Raw genomic sequence first — 12,910 nt, forward strand, 5'->3', positions numbered from 1 at the left:
GTGGGAAAAAAATTTGAAATTCTCAAAAATACGCTTTATGATGAAATCTCTAATGTGAAAACAATTGAAGATATGCCAAAGAATTTTACAGAAGATTTATTTAAACTCCTAGAACAAGTGAATTTTATGCTCATAGAGGATAATGAAAATTTTTATGGCTATTTTTTGCTTCAGATGTCTAAGGAAATAAAGTATGATATAACATCGCCTACAGCTGTTAACTTTAAGCTATCTAGGTATGTGATCTACTTTAATCCCTATATATTTTTAAATCTTACTTTGGATCAGATGAAAAGCACTATAAAACATGAGATTTATCACATATTATCATTTCATTTAAATCGTGCAAAGAGTCTTAAAACAAAATATAGTAACTTGGCTATTAATATGGCAATGGATATAGTTGTGAATCAGCATTTAGATTATCTTCCACCTTATGCTATAACTTTGGCTGGAATAAACCATAAGTATAGCTTAAAGTTAGAGCCTTATATGACTATGGAGTATTATGCGGATGTAATTCAAGCAGCACTAAATCTACTCTCGGAAAAAGATGAAAGTGAAGTGGATGAATCTAAAGTTCTTAATATAGAAAAAGAATATGATGTTTCAAGTACTCATGATTTGTGGGAAGAGTCTACGGAGATAGATGATGCTACTCTTAAAGATTTTACTAAGGAATTAGTGGCAACCTCAGAAAAGGGTTCTGTTCCTCTTTCTTTGCAGGGTATTCTTAATGAATTAAAGAGTAAGAAAGGTGAAATTCCTTGGAATATGTATTTGAAAAAATTAATGGGAACATTAGAAGGTGACAGAAAAAAGACTATTACACGTAGGAGTAGACGTCAACCTAATAGATTAGATTTAAGAGGTGAACTTAGGGGTCATATAGCTAAAATTACCATTGCTATAGATATAAGCGGTAGCATAAGTGATGAGGAATTTTATGGAGCAATAAAGGAAGTTTTTAATATTGTAAAAACTTATAAGCATGAAATAACACTTATTGAATGTGATACAGAAATAAGGCAATCATATAAAGTGAAATCTGCGAATACTATAAGGGAGCGTAGCATTACCGGTGGTGGGACAAAGTTTACACCGGTGGTTCAGTATGTAAATAACACTGATACAAATATACTAATATATTTTACAGATGGAAAGGGTGAAGAAACCTTAGGCGTAATGCCAAAAGGTTATAAAGTATTGTGGGTTATATCAGGCCGTGGCGATAAACTTTCATTAATTGAGCCTGTTGGGACTTTAAAAAAATTAAAACCAGTAGAAGTAGAAGATGAAACAGAGGAAAGATTGGATGTAATGGTGGATGGATTTTCTGGGAATAATCATGAACCAATAATCTAGGGAAGGAAGTATGAGAAAAGAGAAAGAACTTGTTGCTCACACTCAGCATCCTGCTTCGGGTTCGCTAGCCTGTCCTCTGGGGGACATAACAATTATTAATTGTTATGCATCCTGTCAGGCTCACGAGAATTTTACATTCGCAAAACAAGAATTACTAAATCAAATTTAATAGTGTTATCGTTTCTTATTGCAAGTCACTTCGTAGAAATTCATACTTAATAACAGTATAAGAAAAAAACGAACTAGAAATTCGATAGTTTATTAAAGATGATACTTTATGATTGATTATAAAGTATCATCTTTTTAGGTGTTGAATGTAGGCACTTATATATTAAAAAAAACATTTTATGATTTTTAAATTAATAGTTAAATATAATAGCTATATTTAACTAGGAAAGATATAATTAAAGTGTTCATTGGGTATAATTACACTATGAATAATCAAATGAGTAAGAGGCGGATATATATATGAGAAATATAAAGATGATATTAGAATATGATGGAAGTAGATATAAAGGGTACCAAAAGCAAGCGGATAACGAGCTAACTGTGGAAGGCAAAATAGAAAGTGTTTTGTCTAAAATGGTAGGAGAAACAGTTCAGGTCTCAGGTTGTGAAAGAACTGATGTAGGAGTTCATGCTGAAAATTACATGGCAAACTTTCATACTAATTGTGATTTAAGTATAGAAGCTATGCTAGACTTCTTACATGAATTTTTACCACGGGATATAGTGGCAAAATCTATGGAAGAAGCAAGTGAGAAATTTCATGCAGCATATAACATAAAATCAAAAACTTATGTGTACAAAATAAATAACAATGAACTAAGAAATCCATTCAATAGAAAATATGTTTATCACAGTGAGGACAAACTTAATATCGATGAAATGAGAATTGCAGCAGAGGCTTTAGTTGGATGTCATGACTTTCAAGGATTTGCTACTGTAACAGATAATACTAAATCCACTACGGAAACTATTAATTATATAAATATAGTAGAAAAGAATGGTGTGATTGAAATAGAAATTAATGCAAATGATTTTTTATGGAATATGGTAAGAATTGTTATAGCAAGCCTTTTAGATATAGGTGAAGGAAAGCTTATGGTAGAGGATATAGAAACACTTCTAACTGAAAAAACAGAGTCTAAATATACTTTGATGGCTAAAACAAAAGGGATAGCTTTAAGGAACGTTGAATATTAAGAAGAAAGTGATATCAGTATCACTTTCTTCTTTTTGTTAGTTTTATAGCATTTTTTTTAGTTAACTATTACTAATTCATATTCATCAGTACCAATGCCAATAGCTTTTGCATGGTCTAGTCCTACTTTCCAATTTGTATCTGGATGTATATGAGAAAATTTATCTTGTCCTTCATGATAATGTCTATCTGAAAGTTCAGTTGAATTTAATGCAGTTGCACTGTTAACCATATCAACACAAGCTTTATCTAAGGCTACTGGGTCAAAGGAAGCAGCCATACCTATATCTGGAATGATTGCCACGTCATTTTCTGGTGAACAATCACAATTAGGGGAAACGTTCATAATAAAACTAATATGAAAATTAGGCTTATCTTTGATAACGGCATAGGTATATTCTGCAATCTTTTCATTGGCACTATCAGCAGATTCATTCCACTTTATTGTTGCTGATCCAAAACGGCATACGGCAACACATTGACCACAGCCTACACATTTATCGTAATCTATAGTTGCTTTTTTATTTTCATCAAAGGTAATTGCTTCATGTAGGCAATTTTTTATGCAGACTCCACAGCTTACACATTTATTATGTTTCATAAATGGCTTTGAAGCAGAATGCATTTCGAGCTTGCCTCCTACTGAACCTGAGCCCATACCTAAATTCTTTAAGGTACCACCAAAGCCAGTCATTTCATGACCTTTAAAGTGAGTCATAGAAATAACTATATCAGAATCAGCAATTGCTGAACCTATTTTAGCAGTTTTACAATGTTTTTGATTTATTGGAATTTCCCTGTAATCTCCACCCTTTAAACCATCGGCTATAATTAAATTACAACCTACAGAAATTGGGTTAAAACCATTTTCCATAGCTGCTTCGATATGGTCTACAGCATTATGTCTTCTTCCAGAGTATAAAGTGTTTGCATCGGTGAGGAAAGGTTTGCCACCAAGCTCTTTTATAAGCTTCACAATTGTAGCAGCATAATTTGGTCTTATGTAGGAAAGATTTCCTGGTTCGCCAAAATGGATTTTTATAGCTACAAATTGATCAGTAAAATCTATGTTTTTAATACCAGCCTCTACTACAAGTTTTTGAAGCTTATCGAGTAGACTGTGACCTGGCTTTGTTCTTAAGTTTGTAAAATATACTTTTGATTTTTTCATTAGCTTACCTCCAATAATTTTTATCTGTTTATTAACTAGTTCTAATATTATAACATATTGGCATAAATTTTTCCTAGTTTATAATGCAAAATTAGCATAAAAGAAAATACGTGTATATGTAGTCTGTTAATAAAATGTATAGCTATTTAAACATAATGTATGCATAAAGAGCTGTGAATAAACACAGCTCTTAAAAATTTATCTGTTATTTAAATAATCTTTTTCGTATCCGTCAATCTTTTTAATGATTTTTGCGTACACATTATCTAATTTAGAAAAATCCATATTTGGTATAAAAAAAGTTTCAAGTTCATCATGTAGACCTTTAGCTTCTTTTATTGTCGCTAAACCTTTGTTTAATAGAGTGTAAAATTCAGTTTCATCATACTGAGTTTCAACTTTGTTCGTTTGAATAGTGTTAGGGTTTAAATAGTTCTTCATGTCAATTATTGTACCGGGTAAATCTAATTTATTTATTTCGTTAGAAGTTAAAATGGCAACATTTAAATCAGGAATTAATACATGCTCAATTTTTTCAGGAATTAGGGGCGTATGAAAAATTTCTACATAGAATCCTCTCTTTAAGGCTTCATCAGATAAGAATTGTAATACATTTGTCTTACCAGTACCTGGACCACCTTTTAATACGTAAATGTTTTTATAGTCTGAGGATAGGTTTTCAATGTATGTGATAATACCATTAGGGGTAAAAGCTGTAGCAAATAAATGCCTATCAAAACCTATATTAGATGGTGAGGTAGTAAATAATGATTGTTTTAGACTTTCTTTTAATAGGTTTAATTTATTAATGTCTAAGGCTTCATGGTTATAGGTATACCAATCATCATAAACTAATTTGGCAGCACCGAAAAACCGATAGGCTCTTTTAAAAGTTTTGCCTACTGTTTTATTTATGTGGATTATTTTTTGCCTATATATCTTAAAACCTTCCTCATTCCAACAATCTCCCAGGTTTAGAATTTCATCTACTGCACCTGGGTTTTTAGGGTCAACTACATGTGGAGAGGTCCCATCAAGTATTGCAAAGTTAAGCCCTTTAATAACTAGACCATCTAGTGAGTTATTATCAGAAGAGCAGTGATGGTATTCTATGTTGTAGCCTTTTTCATTAAAGTATACACCGATTTTTTTCATTAAGGATGACTTGCCAGTACCGGGTCCGCCCTTTATGCATATTATTCTTCGTGCTTCATCCTGACTTATTATATAGCTATAGAAGGAATGGAAGCCTCTTGAAGTATTACCACCAGGGAAAATATTTTTTATAGTACCTTTAATAAATATCACACTCCATATAATTATATCAATATATAATATTCATACATAGTTCAATTGGATAGTATTAAATTAAAATTATTCTAGCAAGTGAATTATTATTAGTAAAAACATTATATTATAGCAAAGGATATAATAGGTACTTGTGTTTATAATCATACTGTGATAAAATAAAAATTAATTTAAAAGATAAACTACCTAGGGTAGAGGTGCTGTATCTAAGAGTACTTATTTGGAGCTGACAGGCTAAGATGAATAAGAAAAGGAGATTCGGCCGAAGAAAATATATGTAAAGATATTTTCTGGGTATGCATATAATATGTGTATACTTGTCACTGATTTTTAGTGGAGAGCTACAAGGTACACGAAGTTTGTATAAAAACATGTATTTTTATACAGCAAGGGTGTTCCTTTGCTGTATTTATTTTTTTTGGAAACAATGTGGAAATATTTGTAGAAGTAATTCTAGAATTATTAGCAGTTTATTTAATAAGTAAAATTAATCAGTGTATAAGTTAGGCGCACTAGATATTGATCGGAGTGGATATGTTATGGCAGTAGTTGTTCAAAAATATGGTGGTTCTTCTTTAGGAACTACGGAAAAAATCAAAAGTATTGCGCAAGGTATAGTGAATAGAAAAAATCAAAATACAGATTTAGTTATAGTGGTATCTGCTATGGGCGACACTACAGATGATTTATTATTACTATCAAAAAATATTACAGAAGAACCAGATAAGAGGGAATTGGATGCATTATTATCAACAGGAGAAATAATTTCAAGTGCACTTTTAGCTATGGCAATTAAGAGTCTTGGCTATGATGCCATAAGTTACACTGCACATCAAATTGGGATTCAAACTAGTGGACAATATGGTAAAGCATTAATTAAAGACATTCAGGATAAGAAGATTAAAAAAAGCTTGAAAGAAGGCAAGGTTATAATAGTTGCTGGGTTTCAAGGGATAAATGGAGATGGTGATGTCACCACACTAGGCAGAGGTGGTTCGGATACCACTGCCGTAGCATTGGCAGTGAAGCTAGAAGGTAGCTGTGAAATATATACGGATGTTGATGGAATATATAGTGTGGACCCTAGAGCATACAGTGCGGCTAAGAAATTAGATGAAATAGAGTATGAAGAGATGTTAGAACTCGCAAGTTTGGGAGCTCAGGTAATGCATTCAAGATCTATAGAGCTTGCTCAAAAATATGGAATAACTATATATGTAGGCCGTAGTAATAGTAATATTATAGGAACACTAATTAGGGAGGAAAAAAACGTGAATATGGAAAGGAAACCAGTAACAGGGATGGCGACAAGTGATGAGGATGTGGCGGTAACTCTACAAAATATACCTAAAGATGTAAATATATTAGCCACTATTTTTGAAAATATAGGATATAAAAGAATTAATATCGATATGATAAGTCAAACCTCTTCTATGGATGGTAAAGTGAATGTATCCTTTACAATTCCCAAAGAAAGCTTAAAGGAAAGTTTAAAAATTATAGATGGTTTGATTGTAGATAATAATGTTATAGTTGACGAGGACATAACTAAATTTTCTATGGTGGGACTTGGAATGAAGACTACATCAGGAGTAGCTGCTAGAATGTTCAGGGTTTTTAATGAAAATAATATAGAAATTAAAATGATTACTACTTCAGAAATAAGAATTACTTGTGCTATTAAAACAGAGGACAAATTAAAGGCTATACAGTTTATTGCAAAGGAATTTAATTTATAATTAAGAGGGGGGATTTTATGAATTTTTTTGGTAATATAAAAGATGATAATAATAAATTGAATATTGCAGGGGTTAGTGCGGTCGCTTTAGCCAAGGAATATGGTACCCCTCTTTATGTAATGGATGAACAGCTTATCAGAGGTAATTGCAGAAGATTCCATAGTGCTTTTAAGGCTTCCCAAGAGCAAAATAAGATAGCATATGCGGGAAAAGCATTTCTAACTATAGCCATGTGTGAAATTGTAAAAGAAGAAGGTTTATTTTTAGATGTAGTTTCAGGAGGAGAGTTATATACCGCTTATAAGGCTGATTTTCCACTGGAAAAGGTATATTTCCATGGTAATAATAAAACTATTGATGAAATTTATATGGCAGTAAAACTTGGAGTAGGAACTTTTGTGGTAGATAATTTTAAGGAAATTGAACTAGTAAATGAAGCTGCAAAGAAAAAGGGCATTATACAACGGGTTATCCTTAGAATTACTCCAGGAATAGAAGCTCATACTCATGATTATATAAAGACAGGACAAATTGATTCTAAGTTTGGATTTACTATATTGAATAATGAGTTAGAAGGGGTTATAACCAATGTTTTTAATCTTTCAAATATAAAACTTGCAGGACTACACTGTCATATAGGATCTCAAATTTTCGAGTTAGAACCTTATAGAGATGCAGTGGGAATAATGATGTCACTAATTAAAGATATAAAAGATAAGTTTAGTTACGATATAGAAGAATTGGATTTAGGCGGAGGGTTTGGTGTTTATTATAATCAAGGTGATGAGCCTAAGGAAATAGAGGAATACTGCAGAGTCATAATTGAGGAAGCTGAAATTAAGTGCAAAGAGTATGGAATAAATCAACCTATTCTTGTAATAGAACCGGGGAGATCAATTGTAGCTAATGCTGGAATTACCTTGTATACGGTAGGCTCTATAAAGGATATACCTGGAGTTAGGAAGTATGTGGCAGTGGATGGTGGAATGACAGATAATATAAGACCAGCCTTATATAATGCAGAATATCAATGCGTACTCGTAAGTAAAATAAATGAACCTTCCATGGAAGTAGTTACTATAGCAGGAAAATGCTGTGAAAGTGGAGATATATTAATAGAAGGCGTGAAACTTCCAAAGGTTAATAGTGGAGATATTATGGCGGTACTTTCAACGGGTGCTTATGGATATTCAATGAGTAATAATTATAATAAAATACCTAAGGCTGCTGTAGTTCTAGTAAGTGAAGGTCACCATAGACTTATATGTAAAAGACAAACTTATAAAGATATGATTAGTAATGAAGTAGGACTATAAATAATATCGTATGAAATTTTTCCTGCGTGCCTTGCAAACGAGCTTAAAACAGGAAATTACATTAAGAAATTCTAACCTTTTGCAAATATAAAATTCTCTGACGCTAACATTCGGCTTCCTGCCTCAGGTTAGCTAGACTGCCGTCCTGGCAGTCTTCTTATGCCAAAACGAACGGGAGTTTTTTGTTAGTTGAAGTCAATTCATGATATTGATGAATGCTATTGGAATATATTACCTATAATGATATTATAAAACACTTTAAATTTTAATCAAATTCATATATAATTATCATATAAACTATAAGAGGGTGAAATACTTTGGACAAAGAATTAATAAAATCATTAAGCGATTTATTAGATGAAAAATTGACTCCAATAAAAAACGATTTAAAAAGCATAAAATCTCAACAAGAGGAAAGTATCTCAATTCTAAGAGCATTAGAACATAAAGCGGATATTAATAAAGCTGAGCATGATAAATTATTTAATGATATTGCTAACCTTTCTGGTAGTGTAGAGAATATGAGAAAAGATCTTTCTGCTGTAGAAGTTGTTACTGCTAGAAATATGGAAAATATAGCTCAACTAAAACTTGTAAAATAGAAAAATTTTTAGCCTGTTAACTTTTTTATAAAGGTTGCAGGTCTTTTTTTTGATAAAAAATCTTTTCCTATTTTTTCAATTGTGTATAACCCTAATAAGATTTCAAGTATTCATAGAATTTATGATATCCATTATCGAGTGTATCACAATGTATAAATTGCATATTTAAATTAATAGTTTCTTCTGGAAACCCAAAATTATCATCCATAAAAATAACTTCATCAGTTTCAACTGAAAGTTTTTCACATGAATTAACTAGGTGAATTATTTCACTTTCTGTAGCACTATTGCTTATTACCTTTTCATAAATTTGATTTGTAATAGATTCCATCCATCTTTTGTTGAATACTAAAACACCATGCCAATCAAATAGAATTGCCGTTAGCGCTCGAATACCCCTTCCCCACAAAAAAATTATAATAACAACTTAAGCCTAGATAGGATTTCATCTAACGTTTCGTATCCAAGACGTTCCTGAACCTTAGCCAGACCTGGCTTGGTGAAGGAATGTGTTTTAGCCATCTTCTCAGGCTAAAACGAACGGGAGTTTTTTGTTATGTGAAGTTCTCTTCCCAGTAAAACATGACTAGCATGGATAGTGAAGTATGGAAGTCTACCCCGATAATTCACTATTTCAATCTTAGTTCTAACGTTTATTCAATATATTTAAAAAGTTTTCCTTCTCATCAATACTGCGGAAGATTCTTATTGGAATAATATAAGCCATTATAGCACTAACGTATATAAATATATGTGCTTCAGATTCAACGACCTTTTCAATTAAATTATAGCTTGTTTCACTGAATTCAGTTTTATCAACGACACCTTCTTCTGTATATGAAAAGATGTGATTCCCAAGAATACCAGTAGTTTTACCTTCCTCAAGCATCTTTGAAATGTTTCTTTCTACAGATTTTTTAAAAAATTTAGGATAATAAATAATCCATAATACAGATGAGATTATAAAAACTCCAAACCAATACCATAAAGATATGTCGGTAATTTTTACTAGAAATATAGGCAAAATTAAAAATATAATTGGGATGAAAAATCTTTGAATAAATAAGGAACGTTTCATTGTTATTGAATGATTCATATGGTAAATATTAAAATCGATGTAGTCTTGCTTAGTTATTTCATATTCTAATTTCATAAAATCCCCCTATAATTGAAAATATATTATTGTAAAACATTTTTTGTAAATAAAAACCGTAACCTAGGCTTTTCAAGCGCAATATCGACAATGTAGTCTTTGCAAACAATTTCACATAACGTTAGTACCCCCGACGTTGGTGTCGTGTATTATAACTGTGGTTGGGGACCATAACCTCCCTAGTGAATAAAAAAATATAAGTATATTATACCATTACTTTGATTTAGTGTAAATTTAATAGCAACTCTTTAATCTGTCGTTATATAGAAAAAACCTAGCTTAACTTCGTTAAACTAGGTTGTTTTACTGAACTCCGAGATAATCCCTATCTAGAGTCATTAACGCATTGTAATTAGGGTGTAATTTCTTAATTTCAATATTTATATCTTGTTTCAACTTTACTTCATCACTTTCTGTAAAAGTCTTATTAAAGTCAATTACAGCATCAAATATTAAATTTTTATAATCGTCCTCGCCTACAATTCTAAAATCATGAATGGATTTTATTATAGGAAAAGATTCTAATACCTTTAAAAGCTTCAATCGAGAAGCATTAACCTCTTTATCATCTACATTCAACGGATCCATATGAACAACTAGATATAATTCAAACTCTTTGGAAATTTCCTTTTCAGCTTTGTCGATGATTTCATGGATTTTAACTATAGAAATATCACAGGGAACTTCTGCATGGATGGAGGCCATGCATCTACCAGGTCCATAGTTATGTATAACTAAATCATGTGCACCTGTAATATAGTCATAGAACAATAATTTTGATTGAAGTCCGTTAACTAGCTCCACATCAGGAGCCTCGCCAAGCAAGGGATTCATTGTGTCTTTTATAAGTGAATATCCAGCGTATATTATGAAAAGGGATACTAACACCCCTATGTACCCATCTATGGGAAAGTCAATCCAAATAGATAGAAGAAGTGATAGTGCAACACAGCTTGAACTAACTACATCACTTAGTGCATCAAAGGAGGAAGCTTCTAGAGCAGATGATTTTATAGCTTTACCTATAGTCTTATTAAATCCACTAATCCAAAGTTTAAATACAATGGATACTAATATTAATATAAAGGGTATAAGGTTGAAAATTACTTTTGATGGATGGATTATTCTACCATAGGAGGTTTTAATAAATTCAAAACCTACTAGTATTACTAAAAAAGAAACTATAAGTCCAGAAATATACTCAAGCCTTCCATGACCAAAAGGATGCTCTTTGTCTGCAGGTTTTTCAGCTAGCTTAAAACCTAGAATTGTAATAACTGAAGAGGCTACATCTGATAAATTGTTAAAGGCATCTGCAGTAACGGCTATACTATTTACTAGCATACCTATAGTTATTTTTGTGATAAAAAGAATTAAGTTTACTATAATTCCAACTAAACCACCTAGGTAACCATAAGCCACTCTTACTTTTTTATTATTAGTGTCTTCGGAATTTTTTATAAATTTTGTAATTAAAAATTTTGATAACATAATTTCACCTCTAAATATATAGTATAATTAAAACAACTAAATTTAAACATGTATCTAACAATTAATTATATCATTAATTTAGAATTTATAGAAATAATATCTAAAAATTGTTATACTAATGAAGAAGATAAGCAAGACACTTATTTAAAGTGAAATGAATTGGAGGAATATATATGAGTAAAGAATTAGAATTTGCACAAAATCTTATTGATTATATTTATGATAGTCCAACAGCTTTTCATGCTGTAGCAAAGGTTAAAGAAGATTTATCCGAAGAAGGTTTTATTGAAATTAAAGAAGAAGAAAAGTGGAATCTTCAAAAAGGCGGAAAGTATTTTGTAACTAAAAATGATTCTGCATTAACTGCTTTTGTAGTTGGCAAGGGAGCGATTGAAGAAAGTGGTTTTAAAATTATTGGAGCTCATACAGATTCACCTAGCTTTAGAATTAAACCAGCACCAGAAATGGTAGTTGATAATACATATGTAAGATTAAACACAGAGGTGTATGGTGGTCTTATATTAAATACTTGGATGGATAGACCGCTTGCAGTAGCTGGTAGGGTAACACTTAGAAGTGGGAATATTCTATATCCAGAAACAAGGCTTGTGAATATTAATAAACCTATAATGATAATTCCAAATGTTGCAATACATATGAATAGAGATATAAATACGGGAATTGAATTAAATAAACAAAAGGATACATTACCACTACTCTCCATGGTGAGCGAAGAATTAGAAAAAAACAATTATCTTATGAGTGCAATTGCAAGTGAACTGTCTGTAGAACAAAAGGCAATTATAGATTTCGATTTATTCCTTTATGAATACGAAAAGGGATCAATTATAGGTCTTAATAATGAATTTATTTCAAGTTCAAGATTAGATGATTTAGCTATGGTACATGCAGGAATAAGAGCACTATGTAGGGTAGAAGCAGTAGAGGCAACAAATGTAATGGTTTGTTTTGACAACGAAGAAGTGGGGAGTTCAACTAAGCAAGGCGCTGATTCAAATATGCTAGTGAACTTATTAGAGCGTATTACAATATCATTAGATAAAAATCGTGAAGATTTTTTAAGAGCTATTGCTAAATCTTTTATAATATCTGCAGATAATGCACATGCAGTTCATCCGAACAGTCCAGAAAAAAATGATCCAACAAATAAACCTTATTTGAATAAAGGGCCAGTTATAAAAATAAGTGCAAGTCAAAGTTACACTACTGATAGTAACTCCGATGCAGTTTATGAATTAGTTTGCGCGAGTGCAGGGGTGCCAGTACAAAAATTTGTTAATCGTTCTGATGCCCGTGGAGGTTCAACTATAGGACCAATATCTTCAACGCATTTAAATATACGTTCAGTGGATATTGGAAGCCCAACTCTAGCTATGCATTCTATAAGAGAACTGGGTGGAGTACTCGACCATACTTATGTTACAAAATCTTTTCAAGAATTCTACGAAATTTAACACAAAGAGTAAAAAAGAACTCACAATTTTTAATTGTGAGTTCTTTTTTATATTTTTATTAATAATTAATGGGTTAATTGGTGATA

Annotated in this window: 11 protein-coding genes and 1 riboswitch; of the genes, 6 read left to right on the forward strand and 5 right to left on the reverse strand. The window is 31.5% G+C overall.

All coding sequences use genetic code 11. The features are described from left to right. Complete coding sequence (locus JJD95_RS00410) at positions 1-1,365, forward strand: VWA-like domain-containing protein (RefSeq protein ID WP_291639211.1); 1,365 nt, start codon at positions 1-3, stop codon at positions 1,363-1,365. A gap of 468 nt (positions 1,366-1,833) precedes the next feature. Next, a complete protein-coding gene (truA, locus tag JJD95_RS00415; protein WP_291639213.1) occupies positions 1,834-2,571 on the forward strand; it encodes a tRNA pseudouridine(38-40) synthase TruA in 738 nt (245 codons plus the stop codon). A gap of 56 nt (positions 2,572-2,627) precedes the next feature. On the opposite strand, the gene JJD95_RS00420 is transcribed toward truA, so the two are convergent. Together JJD95_RS00420 and JJD95_RS00425 are read right to left on the reverse strand one after the other, a co-directional pair. Beyond that, positions 2,628-3,740: a DUF362 domain-containing protein gene (locus tag JJD95_RS00420; protein ID WP_291639215.1), complete on the reverse strand. Its 1,113-nt coding sequence runs from the start codon at positions 3,738-3,740 to the stop codon at positions 2,628-2,630. A 198-nt stretch (positions 3,741-3,938) separates the two neighbouring features. Beyond that, positions 3,939-5,048: a PRK06851 family protein gene (locus tag JJD95_RS00425; protein ID WP_367114759.1), complete on the reverse strand. Its 1,110-nt coding sequence runs from the start codon at positions 5,046-5,048 to the stop codon at positions 3,939-3,941. 184 nt (positions 5,049-5,232) lie between these two features. After that, positions 5,233-5,400, forward strand: a riboswitch (Lysine riboswitch). 187 nt (positions 5,401-5,587) lie between these two features. On the opposite strand from JJD95_RS00425, the gene JJD95_RS00430 reads away from it, so the two are divergent. The 3 genes from JJD95_RS00430 to JJD95_RS00440 all read left to right on the forward strand — a co-directional run bounded on the left by JJD95_RS00430 (position 5,588) and on the right by JJD95_RS00440 (position 8,705). After that, a complete protein-coding gene (locus JJD95_RS00430) occupies positions 5,588-6,787 on the forward strand; it encodes an aspartate kinase (RefSeq protein ID WP_291639217.1) in 1,200 nt (399 codons plus the stop codon). A gap of 17 nt (positions 6,788-6,804) precedes the next feature. Further along, a complete protein-coding gene (gene lysA, locus JJD95_RS00435; protein WP_291639219.1) occupies positions 6,805-8,103 on the forward strand; it encodes a diaminopimelate decarboxylase in 1,299 nt (432 codons plus the stop codon). A gap of 317 nt (positions 8,104-8,420) precedes the next feature. After that, positions 8,421-8,705, forward strand: a complete 285-nt coding sequence (locus JJD95_RS00440) for a hypothetical protein (RefSeq protein ID WP_291639221.1) — start codon at positions 8,421-8,423, stop codon at positions 8,703-8,705. Between the two features lie 91 nt (positions 8,706-8,796). On the opposite strand, the gene JJD95_RS00445 is transcribed toward JJD95_RS00440, so the two are convergent. The 3 genes from JJD95_RS00445 to JJD95_RS00455 all read right to left on the reverse strand — a co-directional run bounded on the left by JJD95_RS00445 (position 8,797) and on the right by JJD95_RS00455 (position 11,349). Then, a complete protein-coding gene (locus JJD95_RS00445; protein ID WP_291639224.1) occupies positions 8,797-9,114 on the reverse strand; it encodes a hypothetical protein in 318 nt (105 codons plus the stop codon). Between the two features lie 237 nt (positions 9,115-9,351). Beyond that, on the reverse strand, positions 9,352-9,858 hold the full coding sequence (locus JJD95_RS00450; protein WP_291639226.1) for a YcxB family protein: 507 nt from the start codon (positions 9,856-9,858) through the stop codon (positions 9,352-9,354). A 303-nt stretch (positions 9,859-10,161) separates the two neighbouring features. Further along, entirely contained in the window at positions 10,162-11,349 is a 1,188-nt protein-coding gene (locus tag JJD95_RS00455; protein ID WP_291639228.1) for a cation diffusion facilitator family transporter, read from the reverse strand. A 173-nt stretch (positions 11,350-11,522) separates the two neighbouring features. On the opposite strand from JJD95_RS00455, the gene JJD95_RS00460 reads away from it, so the two are divergent. Then, positions 11,523-12,824: a M18 family aminopeptidase gene (locus JJD95_RS00460; protein WP_291639230.1), complete on the forward strand. Its 1,302-nt coding sequence runs from the start codon at positions 11,523-11,525 to the stop codon at positions 12,822-12,824. Positions 12,825-12,910 lie beyond the last annotated feature (86 nt).

The organism is Clostridium sp. (assembly GCF_016650035.1).
GTDB lineage: Bacteria > Bacillota > Clostridia > Clostridiales > Clostridiaceae > Clostridium_AD.